The organism is Pseudomonas sputi (assembly GCF_021603585.1).
In the GTDB taxonomy this organism is placed as follows: domain Bacteria; phylum Pseudomonadota; class Gammaproteobacteria; order Pseudomonadales; family Pseudomonadaceae; genus Aquipseudomonas; species Aquipseudomonas sputi.
The window spans coordinates 1-18,724 of sequence record NZ_BQHI01000023.1 but is presented as its reverse complement, the minus strand read 5'-3'; the positions used below and the strand labels follow the sequence as shown (position 1 = coordinate 18,724).

Below are 18,724 nucleotides of genomic sequence, written 5' to 3'. Positions count from 1 at the left end.
TTTCATGCGCGGCTTTTAGGCCGATTTACGGAACACGAACACCAGACCGACGATGATCAACAGCATCCCCAGTACGCTCAATGCGGCCAGGCGATTGCCGAAGATCAGATAGTCCATCACCGCCGTCACGGCTGGCACCAGATAGAACAGGCTGGTGACATTCACCAGATTGCCCCGAGCGATCAGTCGATACAGCAGCAACGTCGCCAGCACGGAAACCACCAGTCCCATCCACAACACCGGCACGATGAAACCGGCGCTGTGCTCGAAGTGAAACGGCTGGAACGGCACGAAGATCCCGCACAGCAGCAGACCGGCCAGGTATTGCACCGGCAGTGTGCCGAGGGGATTGTCGGTGATGCGCTTTTGCATGATCGAGCCGAAGGTCATGCTCGCCAGCGCCAGCAGACCGAACAGCATCCCCGCGAGCGACATCCCGGCCAGGCCGATACCCTGGTAAACCACCATGATCAGGCCCGCCAGCCCCAGCGCCAGACCGAAGATCCGGCTCGCCGAGCGCTGCCGTTCCATGATCACCACCGTGAGTATCGGCTGCACGCCCATGATGGTGGCCATCACGCCAGGGGTGACCTTCAGGTCCAACGCCAGCAGATAGAAGATCTGATAAGCCCCCAACAGCACCACGCCGGTGGCCATCGCGTACAACATCGGCTTGCCGCCCTTGGGCAACCTCAACTTGAGCAACGGCACCAGCAGCACCAGCCCACACAGAGCAATGCCAAAACGGATCAGCAGAAAGGCAAAGGGTGAAGCGTGGGCCAGCCCCCACTTGGAGAAGATCGCCCCGCTGCTCCACAGCAGGACGAACAGGCTCGTGGACGCCGCCGCGAGCGCGGATTTTTTCGAAAGGACAAACATGAATACCACCTGTCGTCAGGCAAATAGCCAACTCAGCCGAAGCTGAAATTCAGTAGGTTTTTTCAGGCGGGCACAGGGGTCAGCAGAAAACGCTGATCAGCCCGAAACACCAACGCCCGGCGGTGATACGACTGCGCACACCGGCGTGCTACTGACAGGTGGAGGGTAATGACTGATCTGCACAGGCTGCTGATTCCCGCACGGCACGACGCCAGCGTTGACCGCTGAATCGACTACCGCGTTGATGAGGGATGCAGGCATCTGGGCTGATCTTTTCTGAAGGGGTGGACAGTGAGTCGTGCGACTCGGGAGCGCCGACTATAACCAGCGCGGGACATGGATTGCAATGAATTGGAAAGAGACCCCAAAAAAACCGCTCAAACGAGCGGTTCTTGTGTACTTCGCGGCCTCAACCAAACAGCCAATACCCCAGCAGCGTCAACACCGCCACCGCCAGCACCGGCCGCATCACACGGTAGGCCTTTGGATGGCGGCGCTTCCACTGTTTGACCGCCCCGCTGAACTTGTCGCTGAAGGTCTTGCTCCAGGCGTAAGCCTGGTTGATTCCGCCGACACGCTCGTCGTCCAGGTTCTGCGGCGCAGTGGCACGGCCCAGCCAGGCGCTGATGAAGCGGTTGATGCGGGTCATGAGACGGTTGCTCAGCGGCCGCTCGATGTCGCAGAACAGGATGACGCGGGTCTGTTCGGTTTCGTTCTTGACCCAGTGCACGTAGGTCTCGTCGAACATCACGTCTTCACCGTCGCGCCAGGCGTAGACCTGGCCGTCGACGAAGATCCGGCACTCGTCGGAGTTGGGCGTCGACAGGCCCAGGTGATAGCGCAGGGAGCCGGCGAACGGATCGCGATGCGGGTTCAAATGGCTGCCGCCCGGCAACAGCGCGAACATCGCGCCTTTGACGTTGGGGATGGCACTGACCAGCGCCACGGTTTTCGGGCACAGGGTTTCGGCCGATGGCAGCGGTTTGTCGTACCACTTGAGGTAGAAACGCTTCCAGCCTTTCTTGAAGAACGAGCCGAAACCGGCGTCGTTGTTCTTCTCGGCGGCGCGAATATAACCCTCGTCGAACAGATGCATGGCTTCGTCTCGAATGGTTTCCCAGTTATCGCGCAGCACGTCCAGCTCCGGAAACTTGCTGCGATCCAGATACGGTTTGGACGGCACGCCCGAGAACAGGTACATCAAGGCGTTATACGGGGCGAACAGCGCCGAGTGGTTGACGAACTGCCGCAACACCGGCAAACGCGCCTTGCCGCGCAAATGCACGTAGAGGATGCTGCCCACGAACAGCAGCAACACCGACACCTTGGCGGCTAACGAAAAGGTCATCAACAACTCCTTGAAATAAGACAACGCCACGCCATGTCATTTGCCCGAGATGGCGGCCGGCCATGATAAACACTACCGGCTCCGGGAAAAACCCGCCCGACCCAAGATTCAGTGTTAAGAATTGCGCAACAAAGCACTTATTAACATAACGATCCTGAACCCTGGCTGACCTGAATCAACGCGCCATTTACTGCTGGTTTTCCTGATCGGTGAACAAATCGCTGAACAACATGCTCGACAGATAACGCTCACCGGAATCCGGCAGCACCACCACGATGGTCTTGCCCTGCATTTCCGGGGTCTCCGCCAGACGCACCGCGACCGACATGGCCGCGCCGCAGGAAATACCGCACAGGATCCCTTCCTCCTGCATCAGGCGCAGGGCCATGGCCTTGGACTCGTCATCCGTCACCAACTCGACCCGGTCAACCATCGACAGATCAAGGTTTTTCGGCACGAAACCAGCACCGATGCCCTGAATCTTGTGCGGGCTCGGCTTGATCTCTTCGCCGGCCAGCGCCTGGGTGATCACCGGCGAAGACACAGGCTCCACTGCCACCGACAGAATCGGTTTGCCTGCCGTATTCTTGATATACCGCGACACGCCGGTGATGGTTCCGCCGGTGCCGACGCCCGCCACCAGCACATCGATGGCGCCATCGGTGTCATTCCAGATCTCCGGACCGGTGGTCTTTTCATGAATGGCCGGGTTGGCGGGATTATCGAACTGAGCCGGCATGAAATATTTGCCCGCGTCACTGGCCACGATTTCGTTGGCCTTTTCGATAGCGCCTTTCATGCCTTTGGCTGGCTCGGTCAGTACCAGCTCGGCGCCCAGCGCCTTGAGCACCTTGCGCCGCTCGATACTCATCGAGGCCGGCATGGTCAGCAGCAACTTGTAGCCGCGTGCGGCCGCCACGAAGGCCAGACCGATGCCGGTATTGCCGGAGGTCGGCTCGACGATGGTCATGCCCGGCTTGAGTTTGCCGCTGCTTTCGGCGTCCCAGATCATGTTGGCGCCGATCCGGCACTTGACCGAGTAGCCCGGGTTGCGACCTTCGATCTTGGCCAGAATGGTCACGCCACGGGGCGCAATGCGGTTGATCTGCACCAGCGGCGTGTTGCCGATGGAGTGCGCGTTGTCAGCAAAAATACGGCTCATGGCTGGGTCCTTGTGCAGCGTTGAATTCAGCGCTCCAAGGTAAGCCTGTTGCCCTTGTCAGTCCAGTCGGGCCGAACGTCTGCGGCAGGCGGCAGTCAATCGCTTTATACCGTTTGGAATTTGCTGCCATGAAGCGTCGCTACCGTTGGCCGTTGTGGACTTTCGCCGCCGTCGTTGTGCTGCTGGTCGCCCTGCACATCGCCCTGCCCTACCTCGTGCGTGACTACTTGAATGACAAGCTGGCCAACATGGGCGACTACCGCGGCCAGATCACCGACGTCGACCTGGCGCTCTGGCGCGGCGCCTACAAGATCAATGGCCTGAAAATCGTCAAGGCCGACGGCAAGGTGCCGGTGCCATTCGTCGATGCGCCGGTTATCGACCTGTCTGTCAGTTGGCACTCGCTTTGGTATGACCATGCTGTCGTGGCGCAGGTGAAATTCTTTAAACCTCAGGTGAACTTCGTCGACGGCGGCGCCAACAAGCAGAACTCCCAGACCGGTCAGGGCACTGACTGGCGTGAGCAACTGGGCAAACTGTTGCCCATCACACTCGACGAAGTGCAGATCAGCGATGGGCGCATCAACTTTCGCAACTTCAACTCCAAACCACCGGTAAACATGAATGCAACCAACGTCGACGCCAGCATCTACAACTTGACCAACGTGGTCGACAAGGAAGGCAAACGCGACGCTCGCTTCGAAGGCAAGGCCCTGTTGCTGGGCCATGCCCCGCTGGAAACCACAGCCACCTTCGACCCGCTGAGCAATTTCGAAGACTTCGAATTTCGCCTGCGGGCCCGCGACATCGAACTCAAGCGCATGAACGACTTCGCCTCGGCCTACGGCAAATTCGACTTCAACGCCGGCCACGGCGACGTGGTCATCGAAGCCGCCGCCGACAAGGGCCAGCTCAAGGGTTACATCAAACCGCTGCTGCGCGACGTCGACGTGTTCAACTGGCAGCAGGATGTCGAGAACAAGAACAAGGGGATCTTCCGCTCGATCTGGGAAGCACTGGTCGGCGGCACGGAAACCGTGCTGAAAAACCAGGGCAAGAACCAGTTCGCCACCCGAGTCGAACTCAGCGGCAGCGTGCACCAGCAAGATATCAACGCGTTCGAAGCGTTTTTGCAGATTTTGCGCAACGGATTCATTCAGGCTTTCAATGCCCGGTATGAACGGCCGAAGCCGGATGCGGGCTAAGTTTTACGGTTGACGATGTAGCGCCCGGTATCCTCTGCCGCGATCAGTGCAGGCTTCTCCTGCAACGAATCCCAACCCAGACAGGCCAGGGCCAATGATCGCGGCACCGCTTCCCGACCATTACTGTAGCGACTGATGCTGCGGGCGCTAACACCCAACGCTTCGGCCGCCTCATTCAACGGTAGACCGGTGCGAGCGCGCCAATCCATGAAAATCCGTGTGTTTTCGTCGGGCGCATTTTGCGCGAGCGCGTCCCGGTACAAGGTATCGGCACCAATCTGGATATCTGGTTCCAGCCACTCCACGCTCCAGCCGTCGTCACCCAACTCAGCGCTTGCGAACACTTCAGCGTGCAGTAGCGGAGCGAGCCCCGGATAGGTTTGCAGATCGCGGCTCAAATCCAGGTTCAGCCGTTGGCCGTCAATAAAGGTCAGCGACAGACAAGCATCGCCAATAGCCTGCACCGCCGCCAATCTAGGCCGCTTCATGGGTAACATCGTTTCCAGTCCTCCAGCCATTGCGTCTGATGGGCCGAAACCCACGCCAACGCTTCCTTTACAATCAGCGGCGGTGCCTTGCCCATCATGACCTCGACGGTTTCCAGGCTCAGCATCACATCCACTCCACCACCGGTCAGGTGAACATGGGGTGGCGGGTGATCCGTCTCGCGCAACTGAATGCGGTATTTTTCGCGAAATCGGTATTTGGTAGTCATGCCCGAAGGCTATCGCCAAATCGGCGATACCTGGAATACTGGCCTCGTGCCGAAACTGAGTCAACATGTGACGCCCCATTCAGAGACTGAATAAGCCGTCTGCGTTCACAGTCGACCGGGGGGCGCGTTATAGTCGGGCATCCGATTATTTCGCCCCCGCCCTGCCCGTTCAGGTCGGCGTTACCGTTCGAGGATTAGCAGATGAAGTTCGAAGGCACCCAGGCCTACGTCGCCACCGATGACCTGAAGCTGGCGGTCAACGCCGCCATCACCCTGGAGCGGCCGCTGCTGGTCAAGGGCGAACCGGGCACCGGCAAGACCATGCTCGCCGAGCAACTGGCCGAATCGTTCGGCGCCAAACTGATCACCTGGCACATCAAGTCCACCACCAAGGCCCATCAGGGCCTGTACGAGTACGACGCGGTCAGCCGCCTGCGCGACTCGCAACTGGGCAATGAAAAAGTCCACGATGTGCGCAACTACCTGAAGAAGGGCAAGCTCTGGGAAGCGTTCGAGTCCGAAGAACGGGTCATCCTGCTGATCGACGAAATCGACAAGGCCGACATCGAGTTCCCCAACGACCTGCTGCAAGAACTCGACAAGATGGAGTTCTACGTTTACGAGATCGACGAGACCATCAAGGCCAAGAAGCGTCCGATCATCATCATTACCTCCAACAACGAGAAAGAGCTGCCGGACGCCTTCCTGCGCCGCTGCTTCTTCCACTACATCGCCTTCCCCGACCGCACCACCCTGCAGAAGATCGTCGACGTGCACTACCCGGACATCAAGAAGGACCTGGTCAGCGAAGCGCTGGACGTGTTCTTCGACGTGCGCAAAGTGCCGGGCCTGAAGAAGAAGCCCTCGACCTCGGAGCTGGTGGATTGGCTGAAACTGCTGATGGCCGACAACATCGGCGAAGCCGTGCTGCGCGAACGCGATCCGACCAAGGCCATCCCGCCGCTGGCCGGCGCCTTGGTGAAGAACGAACAGGACGTGCAACTGCTGGAACGTCTGGCGTTCATGAGCCGTCGCGGCACCCGCTAAGAGGCTGATGCCATGTTGCTCAACCTGTTCAATGAAATGCGTGCAGCCAAGGTGCCGGTCTCGGTGCGCGAACTGCTCGACCTGATCAACGCGCTGAAACAGCGCGTGACCTTCGCCGACATGGACGAGTTCTACTACTTGTCCCGGGCGATTCTGGTGAAGGACGAACGGCATTTCGACAAGTTCGACCGTGCGTTCGGTGCCTACTTCAACGGCCTGGAAAAGCTCGACGATCACTTGCAGGCGCTGATTCCCGAAGACTGGCTGCGCAAGGAATTCGAGCGTTCGCTGAGCGACGAGGAGCGCGCGCAGATCCAGTCCCTCGGCGGCCTGGACAAGCTGATCGAAGAATTCAAGAAGCGTCTGGAAGAACAGAAGGAACGCCACGCCGGCGGCAACAAGTGGATCGGCACCGGCGGCACCAGCCCGTTCGGCTCCGGCGGTTTCAACCCGGAAGGCATCCGGGTCGGCGATGCCGGCAAGCGCCAGGGCAAAGCGGTGAAAGTCTGGGATCAGCGCGAGTACAAGAACCTCGACGATTCCGTGGAACTGGGCACCCGCAACATCAAGGTCGCCCTGCGTCGCCTGCGCAAATTCGCTCGCCAGGGCGCGGCGGAAGAGCTGGACATCGACGGCACCATTGACCACACCGCCAAGGACGCCGGCCTGCTGAACATCCAGATGCGCCCGGAACGGCGCAACACGGTGAAGCTGTTGCTGCTGTTCGACATCGGCGGTTCGATGGACGCCCACGTGAAAATCTGCGAGGAACTGTTCTCGGCCTGCAAGACCGAGTTCAAGCATCTGGAGTACTTCTATTTCCACAACTTCATTTATGAGTCGGTGTGGAAGAACAACATGCGCCGCACCTCCGAGCGCACCTCGACCCAGGACCTGCTGCACAAGTACGGCGCCGACTACAAAGTGATCTTCATCGGTGACGCCGCCATGGCGCCTTATGAAATCACCCAGGCCGGCGGCAGCGTCGAGCACTGGAACGAAGAGCCGGGTTACGTGTGGATGCAGCGCTTCATGGAGAAATACAAGAAGCTCATCTGGATCAATCCGTACCCGAAAGATACGTGGGGCTACACCTCGTCGACCAACATCGTGCGGGATCTGATCGAGGACCAGATGTATCCGCTGACGTTGCGCGGGCTGGAAGAAGGGATGCGGTTTCTGTCCAAGTAACCGGATCTTTCCCACGTCGAACGGTATGCCTGGGAACGTATCAAGTGACACTCTGCGTCACTGGGACGCGGAGCGTCCCGGGCGGCGTTCCCACGCAGAGCGTGGGAACGATCAAGTAAAGCGCTGTAGATATTCGAGGTGTTCCCGGTGTGCCACTTCCTGCACTACCGGGCGCAATCTGACCTGCGCTCCCGGCAGACACTGCGCCAGACGCGCCAGCGCCAACGGCGTCAACGCGCCCAGTCGCGGATAACCGCCAATGGTCTGCCGATCATTGAGCAACACGATCGGCTGCCCGTCCGGCGGCACCTGCACCGCACCCAGCGGAATGCCCTCGGAAATCATCGGTTTGCCCTGATACTGCAACGCCGTGCCCAACAGACGAATACCCATGCGATCGGCGCGACTGTCCAGCGTCCAGGCACGGTTGAAGGCATCGAAAAGGCTCTGCCCGCTGAACTGACCGATTTGCGCACCGAGCACCAGATCGAGCGGTGCGTCGAGGCGCAGGTCCGGTCGGTGCTCCGCCGGGACCTCACGCACCAACAGGGTTTCGCCCTCATAACTCAGCGAAGCGCCCTTGGCCAACGGCAAACCAAAACCATCAAGCCCACCGAGTTCCTCACGCACCACCGTGGCACTGCTGCCCAGCACTTTCGGCGCACTGAAACCGCCGGGCGCCGCCAGATAGGCCCGCGCGCCCAGCAACGGCTGGGTGAACTTCAAGGTCTGACCTTTGCGCAGCTTGAAACTGCGCCACGGCGCCAACGCCTCGCCGTCGATCTGTGCGCCAAGATCGGCGCCAGCCAATGCCAGCAAGCAATCTTCATCAGCCGCCACGGCAAATCCGCCGAGGGTGATTTCGATCACCGGCAGATCCAGGCCATTGCCCAGCAACCAGTTGGCCCAGGCCATCGATCGCCAGTCCGCCGCGCCGCCCTGGGTCACGCCCAGATGGCGCACGCCAAACCGCCCGGCGTCCTGCAACAGGCACAGCGGCGTACTCGCTTCGATCGTCAGTCGGCTCATGCCAAGGCCTCCAGAGGCGTGTCGTCACCGCCCAGACGGATGAATTCGGCATGGCTCACCGCTTCGAAACGCACACTATCGCCGGGCTGCATGAGGCTGTAGCCATCGCGTTCACGGTCGAACAGTTTTGCCGACGTGCGGCCGATCAGGTTCCAGCCGCCGGGAGACACCACCGGATACGCCGCTGTCTGTCGCTCGGCGATGCCGACGCTGCCGGCGGCGACTTTCTTGCGCGGGGTATTCAGACGCGGTGCCGCGAGGACGTCTTCCACCAGCCCCATAAAGGCAAAACCTGGCGCAAATCCGAGCGCAAACACCTGATATTCCCGAGCGCTGTGACGGCGGATCACTTCGTCTAGCGACAAACCGCTGCGCTGCGACAGCAGGCTCAGTTCCGGGCCGACACTCAGGTCGTACCACACCGGCAGCACATGGCACTGGCCACCGGTTCGCACATTCGGCGACAGGTCGATCAGCGCGTCGGCGATCAATTCCCGAGCCTGACTCGGGCTCAATGCCGTCAGGTCGTAATGCACCATCAACGTGGTGTAGGACGGCACCAGGTCGATCAGATGCTCGCCGAACGCCGTGCGCAGTCGCTCGCTGGCGGCGAGCATCCACGGCATGTTGGCTTCGGCGATTTCATCGAACAGGCGCAGCATCAGGCAATCCAGCGCCACCACTTCCACCCGCGGATTCATGGCGCGCTCTGCTCGTTCAGGGCCTGACGAATGCGCTGCACGGCTGCCACCGAACTGGCGTTGTCACCGTGCACGCACAGTGTGTTGGCTTGCAGATGCAGCGCGCTGCCGTCGCTGGCGATGAGGTTGTCGCCACGGGCGATGGTCAGCGCTTGCCCGATGATGGTTTCGGCGTCGTGATGCACCGCACCCGGCCGTTGTCGCGAAACCAGTCGGCCGGCGCTGTCATAGGCGCGGTCGGCGAAGGCTTCGAACCACAGGGTCACGCCGTATTCATCGCCGAGCTGTTGCGCGGCCGTGTTATCGCGGGTGGCCATCAGCATCAGCGGCAAGCTTCGGTCGTAAGCCGCGACGGCCTGAATCACCGCCCGCAACTGCGCCGGGTTGGCCATCATGTCGTTGTACATCGCGCCGTGGGGTTTGACGTAACTGACTCGCCCGCCTTGGGCACGGCAAATGCCGTCGAGGGCGCCGATCTGGTAATGCAGGATGTCTTGCAGTTCCTGGGCGGTGTAGGCCATGGAACGTCGGCCGAATCCCACCAGATCCTGATAGGCCGGATGTGCACCGATCTGCACGCCGTGGGTCAGGGCCAGGCTGACGGTCTTGCGCATGATGCCAGGGTCGCCGGCGTGGAAACCGCAGGCAATGTTGGCGCAATCGATGAAGGGCATGACTTCCGCATCCAGACCCATGGTCCAACTGCCGAAGCTCTCGCCGATGTCACAGTTCAATAGCAGGCGGCTCACGGTGAACACTCCTGTAGTTCTTTTCTTTTTTTGCCGTGGGACAGACAGTGCCCCGCAGGTTATCAGTTACTGCGCGTCCAGTTGCTTGCCACGGGTTTCCGGCAGGCTCAATGCCGCGAGGATCACCACGCCGTAGGACACTGCCGCAAAGGCCCCGATGCCTACACTCAGCGGCACTTTCTGGCTGAGCAGCCCGATCAGCAGCGGGAACAACGCCGCCAGCGCCCGGCCGATGTTGTAGCAGAAGCCCTGCCCCGAGCCGCGAATCCGGGTCGGGAACAACTCGGTGAGAAACGCGCCCATGCCACTGAAAATCCCCGACGCAAAGAAGCCCAGCGGGAAGCCCAGCCACAACATCACGCCGTTGCTGACCGGCAATTGGGTGTAGAGCAGGACGATGGTGAACGAGCCGACGGCGAACAGGATGAAGTTTTTCTTGCGGCCCAACAGGTCGGTCAAATAGGCGCTGATCACATAACCGGCGTAGGAACCGATGATCACCATCGCCAGATAACCGCCGGTGCCGAGTACGCTCAAGCCGCGCTCGTTCTTCAGAAAAGTCGGCAGCCAGGAGGTGATCGCGTAATAGCCGCCGAGTGCGCCGGTGGTCAGCAACGAGGCGCGGATCGTGGTGAAGAGCATGCCGGGGGCGAAGATCTCGTAGAACTTCGACGGGCTGTCCGGGGTTTGTCTGGCTTTGGCTTCGCGGTAGATCTCCGGGTCTTTCACCAGGCGTCGGACGAAAATCACGAACACGGCCGGCACGATGCCGAGGATGAACAGTGCGCGCCACGCATCTTCCGGCGGCAGCACCGAGAACAGCAGCGCGTACAGAATCGCCGTCAGCCCCCACCCCAACGCCCAGCCCGATTGCACCATGCCCACGGCTTTGCCGCGATCCTTGGCGCGGATCACTTCACCGATCAGCACGGCGCCGGCGGTCCATTCACCGCCGAAACCGAAGCCCATCAAGGTGCGGGCGATCAGCAGTTGCTCGTAGTTCTGGGCGAAACCGCAGAGGAACGTGAAGAAGGCAAACCACAGCACCGTCAGTTGCAGGGTGCGCACGCGGCCGATGCGGTCGGAGAGGATCCCCGCCACCCAACCGCCGATGGCCGACGCGATCAGGGTGCTGGTGTGGATCAGGCCGGCTTCGCCGGTGGTGATGCCCCACATCGCGATCAGGGTCGGCACCACGAAGCTGAGCATCTGGGTGTCCATGCCGTCCAGACCGTAGCCGATCTTGCAGCTCCAGAAGGTCCGGCGCTCCTGCTGATTGATGTTGCGATACCAGTCGAACGGGCCGGGACGGGCCGCAGTCTGGGGGAGGTCGAGGGTGTCGGGCGCACTCATGGCATGTCTCCGCAGGCTTTTATTGGTCTTGTTCGAAGTTCCGACGACGCCTATCGTGGGAACCGGATGCGTCGATTCTTGGGTGCGTCACCCGGTCGCGTCCAACGAATAAAAACCCGCCCAAGACATAAGAAAAATTTGTTGCCATGAACCTGAAGTTTCTCGAAACCTTCGTCTGGGTCGCCCGGCTGAAAAGTTTTCGCCTGACCGCCGACAAGCTGTTCACCACCCAGGCTTCGATCTCGAGCCGGATCGCAGTGCTTGAAGGCGAGCTGGGGGTGAAGCTGTTCCTGCGTGATTCACGCGGCGTCAGCCTGACCCCTGAAGGTTTGAAAGTGCTGGACTATGCCGAGCAGATGCTCGACACGATGCAGGCGCTGAAACAGTCGATCGAGACCCGATCGAGCAAGGTCGGCCGGGTGCGCATCGGGGTGATGGACACGGTGATTCACACCTGGCTCAGCCCGTTGGTGGCGCAGATGACCGATCTGTACCCACGGGTGGAAATCGAGCTGGTGGCGGATACCTCGCTGAACCTCTGCGATCAGCTGCAAAAAGGCTTTCTCGACCTGATCCTGCAAACCGATCTGGTGCGCCAGGAAAGCGTGCGCAGCCTGGAGCTGGCCAGCCACCCCATTGGCTGGATCGTCGCCAGTCATTCGATCTACAACCGCGACTACCAAAGCCTCGCCGACCTGGCGCAGGAACGGATCATCACCTACTCGAAAAACTCCCGCCCGCATCAGGACATTCTGGCGCTGATGCAGGCTCAGGGCGTGCTGGCGCCCCGGTTGAACTGTGTGAATTCGGTGTCGGCGATCACTCGACTGTTGCGTGACGGATTCGGCATTGGCGCGTTGCCGCCGGTGCTGGTGGCCGAGGAACTGGCGCGAGGGGAATTGACTCTGCTCGACATCGAACAGCGCCCGCCGAACCTGCAGGTGGTGGTGTCGTGGCGGGTCGGCGTGGCATGGGTCGAAGAGATTGTGACGCTGTGTCAGCAGGTGCTGGAGGAATATGCGCGCAAGGTGGGCAAGGATTACATCGTGCTCGCCCCTTGATCGTTCCCACGCTCTGCGTGGGAATGCAGCCCGGGACGCTCCGCGTCCCTCGCGAGTCGAACGCGGAGCGTCCGTTGAGGCATTCCCACGCAGACGGTTCGATGCCTCGACGTGGGAACGATCTTCATAAAGCTCAGAGCCCGCGCACATCCCGATCTTCGATCGGCCGGCTCTGGCGCAGGCGCTTGCCGCCCAGCACCACCCAGTCGATCAGACGGAACAGGCACTCCAGGCCGAACGACAGCAACAGCGCGCCGCTCATGCCCCAGATCATCGCCTCAGGCGTCAGCAGGATCTGGTAGCTGTAACCGTTCCAGGTTTCCTTGCGGATGTCCGGATCGGCGGCCAGCACCACTTGCAGGAAGCGGATGTACCACGGGCCCTGCATCGCCTGGAATTGCTTGTCCAGCGCCAGCTGACGGTTGAGCAAGGTGCTCAGGCTGTCGGCATCGCTGCGAAACACCGGGTCTTCGCTGGCGCGGTAATGGGCAACCAGCGCCTGGATATCACCCTTGAAGAACTGCTCGGCGGTGCCCTGGAAGCCGCGCAGGCCGGTCTGTGCCTCGATCAGGTGCGCTTCGACCCGCTTGGCGTAATCGTTGATGAAGCCCGGCACCTGGACACCGATCAACAGGCCCGCCGCAAACAACACCAGCCGTAGATAACTGAGCAACATTCGGGGAAATCCTTATTCGGTCGTGCCCTGGCTGACGCATTCGCCGCGTCGCCACAGGCTCCATTGGCCCGGTTCGTAGCGGGTCCAGGTTTCGTTTTCGGTCAAGGGTTCGGTGGCAATCACCGTGACCACGTCGTTGGGCGTGGTTTCGGCCTGGAAATCGACGATCACATCGACATCCTTGAGCCGCGCCGGGCCAAACGGTGCGCGTCGGGTGATCTGCGCCAGTTTGGTCGAGCAATAGCAGAACAGCCAGTCGCCATCGCTGAGCAGGCAGTTGAACACGCCTTGGCTGCGATATTCGGCGCAGGCCGCGACCAGATCCGGCAACAGCACTTCTATATCGACCGGTTCCGGAAACGCTGCACGTATGCGATTGAGCAAATCGCAGAACGCCGCTTCGCTGTCGGTATCGCCGACCGGACGGTAGAAACTCTTGATCGGGGTGAAATCGGCGAGCTGGCCGTTGTGCGCGAAGCACCAGTTGCGCCCCCACAGTTCGCGGACGAACGGATGGGTGTTGGACAGGCAGACCTTGCCGACGTTGGCCTGACGGATATGACCGATGACCACTTCGCTCTTGATCGGATAGCGCTGTACCAGATTGGCCACTTCCGATTCGCTGCTGGCCGCCGGATCCTGGAACAGGCGCAACCCGCGCCCTTCGTAGAAGGCAATGCCCCAGCCGTCGCGGTGTGGCCCGGTGCGACCACCGCGCTGCATCAGCCCGGTGAAGCTGAACACGATGTCGGTCGGCACGTTGGCACTCATGCCCAGTAATTCACACATGTGCGGACTCTCGTGATTACAGACGCGGCTCGACCCGCATGCGCTGCGGATTGCTCGGCACCGGCGGGCGACCGTAGCGGTCATCCCCGGCGCCGCCGAACGGTTGCTCGGCGTCCCGCTCGTCTTCGGCCCGGGCGGCTGCGCGGGCAGCTTCGGCCTTCTCACGGCGGGCCTTGGAGGCGCGTTCGATCGGCAGGCGGATCAGCACAAAAATCAGATACAGACCGAACGCGATCATGGCGTACATGAGCAGTTCGGAAATCGCGCGCCAGGCGTTGTTGCCGACCTTGAACGCCAGATCCAGCACGGTGATGGCGATGGCCGGGGCGAATTTTTCTTTCACCGGGTCAATGATGGTCGGGCTGAACAGCAACACCGCCATCAATACACGCAGCGGCTCGCGCAGCCAGCGCCACATCCAGCGGGTCATGCGCATCCACACCAGCAGGCAGCCCACGGCGGCAAAGGCGTAAAGGCCCCAGGCGATCAGATAGTCGTTCTCGGTCATGGTGTCCATGGCAAGGCAGGCAAAGAGGCGCTTATAGTAACGACTTTTCGCACGTCAGGCTTCCCCGCCGTCCGTGCGGCCCTTATTTGTCATGTCCGAGAGCTTTCCATGCCCGTATCCGCCAACGTCATCAGCGCCCCGATTGCCCACAAGGCCGCCGGTCACGACCCGTACGCCTGGCTGCAGGAACGCGACACCGACGCAGTGCTCGACTACCTCAAGGCTGAAAACGACTATCAGCAAGCGCAGACTGCCGATCAGGCAGAGCTGCGTGAAACCCTGTTCGAGGAGATCAAGGGCCGGATCCTCGAAACCGACCTGTCCCTGCCGTCGCCATGGGGCCCGTATCTGTATTACACCCGCACCACAGCGGGTGACGAGTACGCCCGCCACTACCGCTGCCCGCGTCCGGCCGACGACAGCCTGACCCTCGACGAAAGCCGCGAACAGCTGCTGCTCGACCCGAACGCCCTGGCCAACGGAGGCTTTTTCTCCCTCGGCGCGTTCAGCATCAGCCCGGATCATCAGCGTCTGGCCTACAGCGTCGATGCCTCGGGCGACGAGATTTACACGCTGTTCGTGAAGGAATTATCCAGCGAGCGCGTCAGCGAACTGGAATTCCAGGACTGCGACGGCAGCATGACCTGGGCCAACGACAGCCTCACGCTGTTCTTCGGCGTGCTAGACGACACCCATCGCCCGCACAAACTGTTTCGCTATCGCCTCGACGGCACGGCTGCCGAAGAGGTGTTCCACGAACCGGACGGGCGTTTCTTCCTGCATTGCTACCGCGCCAGCTCCGAGCAGCAGTTGCTGCTGTCCCTGGGCAGCAAGACCACCAGCGAAGTCTGGGCGCTGGACGCCCATCAGCCGCACCTGCCGTTCACATGCCTGGCGCCACGGGTCGAGGATCACGAGTACGACGTCGATCACGGCAAGCTCGACGGCGAATGGACGTGGTTCATCCGCACCAACCGCGACGGCATCAACTTCGCCCTGTATCAGGCGCCGGACACCGGCATCACACCGAGCGAAGCCGACTGGCAGAACCTGATCCCGCACAGCGATTCGGTGATGCTCGATGGCGTGACCCTCAACGCCGAGGCCCTGACCCTGAGCCTGCGCGAAGGCGGATTGCCGATCATCGAAGTCCGTCCACGCAGTCTGGCGCCTTATCGCGTGCAACTGCCGGACGCGGCCTACAGCCTCTACGTGCAAAACAGCCTGGAGTTCGAAAGCGACCGCATTCGCCTGCGCTATGAAGCGCTGAATCGTCCGGCTCAGGTTCGGCAACTGATCCTCGCCACTGGCGAGCAGACCGTCCTCAAGGAAACCCCGGTGCTCGGCCCGTTCGACGCCGACGCCTACGTCAGCCAGCGCCTGTGGGCGACCGCGCCGGACGGCACCCAGGTGCCGATCAGTCTGGTGATGAAACGGGAAATGGTCGGCAAAGCCGTGCCGCTGTACCTGTACGGTTATGGCGCCTACGGTTCGAGCCTCGATCCGTGGTTCTCCCATGCCCGCCTGAGCCTGCTGGATCGCGGCATGGCGTTCGCCATCGCCCACGTGCGTGGCGGCGGCGAGCTGGGCGAAGCCTGGTATCGCGCCGGCAAGCAGGAGCACAAGCACAACACCTTCAGTGACTTCATTGCCTGCGCCGAATTTCTGATCCTCAACGGCATCACCACCGCGCCACAACTGGCGATCAGCGGTGGCAGCGCCGGTGGCCTGCTGATCGGCGCGGTACTCAACCAGCGCCCGGATCTGTTCGGTGTGGCCATTGCCGAAGTGCCGTTCGTCGATGTGCTCAACACCATGCTCGACCCGGATCTGCCGCTGACCGTCACCGAATACGACGAGTGGGGCAATCCCGAAGAGCCCGCGGTTTACGAGCGGATCAAGGCCTACGCGCCGTACGAAAACGTCACCGCGCAGGGCTATCCTGCGACGCTGGTAATCGCCGGCTACAACGACAGCCGCGTGCAGTATTGGGAAGCGGCCAAGTGGGTGGCGAAGCTGCGCGCGACCAAGACCGATGACAATCCCTTACTGCTCAAGACCGAACTGGGCGCCGGCCACGGCGGGATGAGCGGGCGTTATCAGGGATTACGTGACGTAGCCCTCGAATATGCATTTGTTTTCAAGGTTCTGGGCATCGTCTGAGGAACTCCGCCGGTCAGTCAGGTCTTAATTCCGGGCACCGGGAGCCGATAAGCAGATCGGCCCCGGTGGCGAGCCTGCCACCCGACACAACAAAAAGACCGCACGACATGTCAGAACCGACTCTACTGAACAACGAAATCCGCGACTGGCTGATGGACTGCGGCCTGTTCGATCAATTGCAGCTGGCGGATTTTGCCGCCGCCTCGGGCTACTTCAGCATCAGCACCGTGGCTGAAGGCGAAGCGATCTTTCGCGAAGGCGATGCCGGCAGTTTCATGTGCATCATCCACACCGGCCAGGTGGCCGTGCAGAAAACCGGCGTCGACGGCCAGGTCGTGACCATGGCCACCCTGCGCAGCGGCCGAGCGTTCGGTGAAATGGCCGTGCTCGACGGCGAACGCCGTTCGGCGACTTGCGTGGCGGCGAGCAACTGCCAGTTGCTCAACCTCGGCAAGGATTCGCTGGAAAAAATGCTCAACGACGCGCCGAAGATCGCTGCCAAGATCATCCGCGCCCTCGCCGTCTCCCTGTCAAAACGCCTGCGCATGGCCGACGGCCAGCTCGCCGCCCAGCAGATCTAGCCTCCCGGGGATTTGGGTTTGCTGTCGGTCTGTTCCAGGCCCGGCAATGGCTGATCCTTGGTCGGCGGGCTGGGCATTTCGATTGGCACCAGCGGTGGTCCGCCACTGCCGGGGCCGGCCTTGGGAATCGGCACCGGACTGATCTGCGGATACGGGGTGGGCGTCGCCGTGCCGGGCGAGCCCGGTTGCGGTGTCGGGCTGACGGGAATCGTCTGTTGCGCCTGCACAGCAGTTATCGAGAGCGCGGCCAGGGTAATGGCCGTTAGAATGGTGCGCTTCATCAAGGGCTCCGTTGGCCTGAAGTCTGCCTTCAGGCTACTCCCAACGCGCCGGCTTGCCTTCCCCCCTGTAGAGATTTCCATGAAACGTTTCGTTCTGCTCGACACCACGCCGATCCCTGACAACGGTGGCGCCCTGTGCCTGTTCGAGTATGGCGAGGACTTCGTCATCAAGATTCAGGGCGGCGACGGCGGCCAATTGATGAACACCCGCATGCACGGTTCCGAAGACGCGCTGGCCGAGATTCCGTGCCGCAAGGTCGCCGGCCGACCGAACTCGCGGGTGCTGATCGGCGGGCTGGGCATGGGCTTCACTCTCGCCTCCGCGCTCAAGCATCTGGGCAAGAGCGCCGAAGTGGTGGTCGCCGAACTGGTGCCCGGCGTGGTCGAGTGGAATCGCGGCCCGCTCGGTGAAAAGTCCGGACGTCCGCTGCTCGATCCGCGCACGGTGATCCGCCAGGAAGACGTGGCCAAAGTGCTGCAAAGCGAGCCGAACGGCTTCGACGCGATCATGCTCGACGTCGACAACGGCCCCGAAGGCCTGACCCAGAAGGCCAACAGCTGGCTGTATTCCGCCGCTGGCCTGGCCGCGTGCGCCAGGGCGATGCGGCCCAAAGGCGTGCTGGCGGTGTGGTCGGCCAGCGCCGATCGGCAGTTTTCCGACAAATTGAAGAAGGCCGGTTTCAAGGCCGAGGAAGTCCAGGTCTTCGCCCACGGCAACAAGGGCACCCGTCATACGATCTGGATTGCCGAGAAGCTCAAGGGCTGAGCTAAACTGGCCCCATAACCGTCATTCGTCTTTCTGCAAAGGTGAACCCATGAGTTCGTCCACCCCGACCAACACTTCGAAGCTGGATCGCATCCTCGCCGACAACCAGCGCGACAAGGAAATGGGCTACCGCGACAAGGCCCTGAAAATGTACCCGCACGTTTGCGGCCGCTGCGCCCGTGAGTTTTCCGGCAAGCGCCTGAGCGAGCTGACCGTGCACCACCGTGACCACAACCACGACAACAACCCGCAGGACGGTTCCAACTGGGAACTGCTGTGCCTGTACTGCCACGACAACGAACACTCGCGCTACACCGACCAGCAGTACTTCGGCGAAGGCTCGCTGAGCACGCCGAAAATCGCCAAGGCCACGCACAACCCGTTTGCGGCGCTGGCCGGCCTGATGAAAAAAGAAGACTGATCCCCCTACTCTGATCGTTCCCCCGCCCCGCGTGGGAACGATCTGTCCTGAATCTGTCTCTTATACCAATCTCCGAGCCCACGAGACGCTCATGAATCT

21 protein-coding genes are annotated in these 18,724 nt (G+C 61.4%); 8 read left to right on the top strand and 13 right to left on the bottom strand.

Annotated features, from left to right (window positions below; translation table 11 throughout):
- Nucleotides 1-15: 15 nt before the first annotated feature.
- The 3 genes from L6D81_RS23325 to cysK all read right to left on the bottom strand — a co-directional run bounded on the left by L6D81_RS23325 (nucleotide 16) and on the right by cysK (nucleotide 3,389).
- Entirely contained in the window at nucleotides 16-879 is an 864-nt protein-coding gene (locus L6D81_RS23325) for a DMT family transporter (RefSeq protein WP_236182098.1), read from the bottom strand.
- Nucleotides 880-1,288: 409 nt separating this feature from the next.
- Nucleotides 1,289-2,227: an aspartyl/asparaginyl beta-hydroxylase domain-containing protein gene (locus tag L6D81_RS23320; RefSeq protein WP_236182097.1), complete on the bottom strand. Its 939-nt coding sequence runs from the start codon at nucleotides 2,225-2,227 to the stop codon at nucleotides 1,289-1,291.
- Nucleotides 2,228-2,414: 187 nt separating this feature from the next.
- A complete protein-coding gene (cysK, locus tag L6D81_RS23315) occupies nucleotides 2,415-3,389 on the bottom strand; it encodes a cysteine synthase A (RefSeq protein ID WP_085605613.1) in 975 nt (324 codons plus the stop codon).
- A 128-nt stretch (nucleotides 3,390-3,517) separates the two neighbouring features.
- Here cysK and L6D81_RS23310 point away from each other — a divergent pair, with 128 nt between their 5' ends.
- Nucleotides 3,518-4,594, top strand: a complete 1,077-nt coding sequence (locus L6D81_RS23310; protein WP_236182096.1) for a DUF748 domain-containing protein — start codon at nucleotides 3,518-3,520, stop codon at nucleotides 4,592-4,594.
- On the opposite strand, the gene L6D81_RS23305 is transcribed toward L6D81_RS23310, so the two are convergent.
- Both L6D81_RS23305 and L6D81_RS23300 read right to left on the bottom strand, forming a co-directional pair.
- Complete coding sequence (locus L6D81_RS23305; RefSeq protein WP_236182095.1) at nucleotides 4,591-5,091, bottom strand: DUF2442 domain-containing protein; 501 nt, start codon at nucleotides 5,089-5,091, stop codon at nucleotides 4,591-4,593. The two genes, L6D81_RS23310 and L6D81_RS23305, sit on opposite strands and share 4 nt — an antisense overlap.
- Entirely contained in the window at nucleotides 5,079-5,309 is a 231-nt protein-coding gene (locus L6D81_RS23300) for a DUF4160 domain-containing protein (protein WP_236182094.1), read from the bottom strand. The genes L6D81_RS23305 and L6D81_RS23300 overlap by 13 nt, the downstream gene beginning before the upstream one ends.
- 201 nt (nucleotides 5,310-5,510) lie before the next feature.
- On the opposite strand from L6D81_RS23300, the gene L6D81_RS23295 reads away from it, so the two are divergent.
- Both L6D81_RS23295 and L6D81_RS23290 read left to right on the top strand, forming a co-directional pair.
- On the top strand, nucleotides 5,511-6,356 hold the full coding sequence (locus L6D81_RS23295; RefSeq protein WP_007911294.1) for an AAA family ATPase: 846 nt from the start codon (nucleotides 5,511-5,513) through the stop codon (nucleotides 6,354-6,356).
- 12 nt (nucleotides 6,357-6,368) lie between these two features.
- A complete protein-coding gene (locus L6D81_RS23290) occupies nucleotides 6,369-7,547 on the top strand; it encodes a vWA domain-containing protein (protein WP_016771218.1) in 1,179 nt (392 codons plus the stop codon).
- A gap of 111 nt (nucleotides 7,548-7,658) precedes the next feature.
- On the opposite strand, the gene L6D81_RS23285 is transcribed toward L6D81_RS23290, so the two are convergent.
- The 4 genes from L6D81_RS23285 to L6D81_RS23270 all read right to left on the bottom strand — a co-directional run bounded on the left by L6D81_RS23285 (nucleotide 7,659) and on the right by L6D81_RS23270 (nucleotide 11,379).
- Nucleotides 7,659-8,576, bottom strand: a complete 918-nt coding sequence (locus L6D81_RS23285) for a 5-oxoprolinase subunit C family protein (protein ID WP_236182093.1) — start codon at nucleotides 8,574-8,576, stop codon at nucleotides 7,659-7,661.
- On the bottom strand, nucleotides 8,573-9,277 hold the full coding sequence (locus tag L6D81_RS23280) for a 5-oxoprolinase subunit B family protein (protein WP_236182092.1): 705 nt from the start codon (nucleotides 9,275-9,277) through the stop codon (nucleotides 8,573-8,575). The genes L6D81_RS23285 and L6D81_RS23280 overlap by 4 nt, the downstream gene beginning before the upstream one ends.
- Entirely contained in the window at nucleotides 9,274-10,026 is a 753-nt protein-coding gene (locus tag L6D81_RS23275) for a 5-oxoprolinase subunit PxpA (protein WP_236182091.1), read from the bottom strand. Before L6D81_RS23275 ends, L6D81_RS23280 begins: the two co-directional genes overlap by 4 nt.
- A gap of 66 nt (nucleotides 10,027-10,092) precedes the next feature.
- The gene (locus L6D81_RS23270; protein WP_236182090.1) at nucleotides 10,093-11,379 is read right to left on the bottom strand and encodes an MFS transporter; all 1,287 of its coding nucleotides are present in this window, start codon (nucleotides 11,377-11,379) and stop codon (nucleotides 10,093-10,095) included.
- Between the two features lie 146 nt (nucleotides 11,380-11,525).
- On the opposite strand from L6D81_RS23270, the gene L6D81_RS23265 reads away from it, so the two are divergent.
- Complete coding sequence (locus tag L6D81_RS23265; RefSeq protein ID WP_236182089.1) at nucleotides 11,526-12,440, top strand: LysR family transcriptional regulator; 915 nt, start codon at nucleotides 11,526-11,528, stop codon at nucleotides 12,438-12,440.
- Between the two features lie 133 nt (nucleotides 12,441-12,573).
- Here L6D81_RS23265 and L6D81_RS23260 read toward each other — a convergent pair whose 3' ends face one another.
- Genes L6D81_RS23260 through L6D81_RS23250 form a run of 3 tightly spaced genes read right to left on the bottom strand, consistent with a single transcriptional unit; the run spans nucleotide 12,574 to nucleotide 14,422 of the window.
- On the bottom strand, nucleotides 12,574-13,116 hold the full coding sequence (locus tag L6D81_RS23260; protein WP_007956487.1) for a DUF2937 family protein: 543 nt from the start codon (nucleotides 13,114-13,116) through the stop codon (nucleotides 12,574-12,576).
- A 12-nt stretch (nucleotides 13,117-13,128) separates the two neighbouring features.
- Entirely contained in the window at nucleotides 13,129-13,905 is a 777-nt protein-coding gene (locus L6D81_RS23255; protein ID WP_236182088.1) for a class II glutamine amidotransferase, read from the bottom strand.
- A 16-nt stretch (nucleotides 13,906-13,921) separates the two neighbouring features.
- A complete protein-coding gene (locus L6D81_RS23250; protein ID WP_236182087.1) occupies nucleotides 13,922-14,422 on the bottom strand; it encodes an MFS transporter in 501 nt (166 codons plus the stop codon).
- Nucleotides 14,423-14,521: 99 nt separating this feature from the next.
- Here L6D81_RS23250 and L6D81_RS23245 point away from each other — a divergent pair, with 99 nt between their 5' ends.
- Entirely contained in the window at nucleotides 14,522-16,576 is a 2,055-nt protein-coding gene (locus L6D81_RS23245) for a S9 family peptidase (protein WP_236182086.1), read from the top strand.
- A gap of 107 nt (nucleotides 16,577-16,683) precedes the next feature.
- Complete coding sequence (locus tag L6D81_RS23240; protein ID WP_236182085.1) at nucleotides 16,684-17,157, top strand: cyclic nucleotide-binding domain-containing protein; 474 nt, start codon at nucleotides 16,684-16,686, stop codon at nucleotides 17,155-17,157.
- Here the strand turns inward: L6D81_RS23240 and L6D81_RS23235 are convergent.
- A complete protein-coding gene (locus L6D81_RS23235) occupies nucleotides 17,154-17,438 on the bottom strand; it encodes a hypothetical protein (protein WP_085700621.1) in 285 nt (94 codons plus the stop codon). The two genes, L6D81_RS23240 and L6D81_RS23235, sit on opposite strands and share 4 nt — an antisense overlap.
- 79 nt (nucleotides 17,439-17,517) lie before the next feature.
- Between L6D81_RS23235 and L6D81_RS23230 the strand changes: the two genes are divergently transcribed.
- Nucleotides 17,518-18,204, top strand: coding sequence for a spermine/spermidine synthase domain-containing protein (locus tag L6D81_RS23230; protein ID WP_085648590.1), 687 nt, complete (start codon nucleotides 17,518-17,520; stop codon nucleotides 18,202-18,204).
- A 49-nt stretch (nucleotides 18,205-18,253) separates the two neighbouring features.
- Nucleotides 18,254-18,625 (top strand): YajD family HNH nuclease, encoded by a 372-nt coding sequence (locus L6D81_RS23225; RefSeq protein ID WP_007944009.1) that lies wholly within the window; start codon nucleotides 18,254-18,256, stop codon nucleotides 18,623-18,625.
- Nucleotides 18,626-18,724: the final 99 nt, after the last annotated feature.

Coding starts and splice junctions, on each gene's coding strand:
- L6D81_RS23325 (WP_236182098.1), bottom strand. CDS start 879: ATGTTTGTCCTTTCGAAAAAATCCGCGCTCGCGGCGGCGTCCACGAGC.
- L6D81_RS23320 (WP_236182097.1), bottom strand. CDS start 2,227: ATGACCTTTTCGTTAGCCGCCAAGGTGTCGGTGTTGCTGCTGTTCGTG.
- cysK (WP_085605613.1), bottom strand. CDS start 3,389: ATGAGCCGTATTTTTGCTGACAACGCGCACTCCATCGGCAACACGCCG.
- L6D81_RS23310 (WP_236182096.1), top strand. CDS start 3,518: ATGAAGCGTCGCTACCGTTGGCCGTTGTGGACTTTCGCCGCCGTCGTT.
- L6D81_RS23305 (WP_236182095.1), bottom strand. CDS start 5,091: ATGTTACCCATGAAGCGGCCTAGATTGGCGGCGGTGCAGGCTATTGGC.
- L6D81_RS23300 (WP_236182094.1), bottom strand. CDS start 5,309: ATGACTACCAAATACCGATTTCGCGAAAAATACCGCATTCAGTTGCGC.
- L6D81_RS23295 (WP_007911294.1), top strand. CDS start 5,511: ATGAAGTTCGAAGGCACCCAGGCCTACGTCGCCACCGATGACCTGAAG.
- L6D81_RS23290 (WP_016771218.1), top strand. CDS start 6,369: ATGTTGCTCAACCTGTTCAATGAAATGCGTGCAGCCAAGGTGCCGGTC.
- L6D81_RS23285 (WP_236182093.1), bottom strand. CDS start 8,576: ATGAGCCGACTGACGATCGAAGCGAGTACGCCGCTGTGCCTGTTGCAG.
- L6D81_RS23280 (WP_236182092.1), bottom strand. CDS start 9,277: ATGAATCCGCGGGTGGAAGTGGTGGCGCTGGATTGCCTGATGCTGCGC.
- L6D81_RS23270 (WP_236182090.1), bottom strand. CDS start 11,379: ATGAGTGCGCCCGACACCCTCGACCTCCCCCAGACTGCGGCCCGTCCC.
- L6D81_RS23265 (WP_236182089.1), top strand. CDS start 11,526: ATGAACCTGAAGTTTCTCGAAACCTTCGTCTGGGTCGCCCGGCTGAAA.
- L6D81_RS23260 (WP_007956487.1), bottom strand. CDS start 13,116: ATGTTGCTCAGTTATCTACGGCTGGTGTTGTTTGCGGCGGGCCTGTTG.
- L6D81_RS23255 (WP_236182088.1), bottom strand. CDS start 13,905: ATGTGTGAATTACTGGGCATGAGTGCCAACGTGCCGACCGACATCGTG.
- L6D81_RS23250 (WP_236182087.1), bottom strand. CDS start 14,422: ATGGACACCATGACCGAGAACGACTATCTGATCGCCTGGGGCCTTTAC.
- L6D81_RS23245 (WP_236182086.1), top strand. CDS start 14,522: ATGCCCGTATCCGCCAACGTCATCAGCGCCCCGATTGCCCACAAGGCC.
- L6D81_RS23240 (WP_236182085.1), top strand. CDS start 16,684: ATGTCAGAACCGACTCTACTGAACAACGAAATCCGCGACTGGCTGATG.
- L6D81_RS23235 (WP_085700621.1), bottom strand. CDS start 17,438: ATGAAGCGCACCATTCTAACGGCCATTACCCTGGCCGCGCTCTCGATA.
- L6D81_RS23230 (WP_085648590.1), top strand. CDS start 17,518: ATGAAACGTTTCGTTCTGCTCGACACCACGCCGATCCCTGACAACGGT.
- L6D81_RS23225 (WP_007944009.1), top strand. CDS start 18,254: ATGAGTTCGTCCACCCCGACCAACACTTCGAAGCTGGATCGCATCCTC.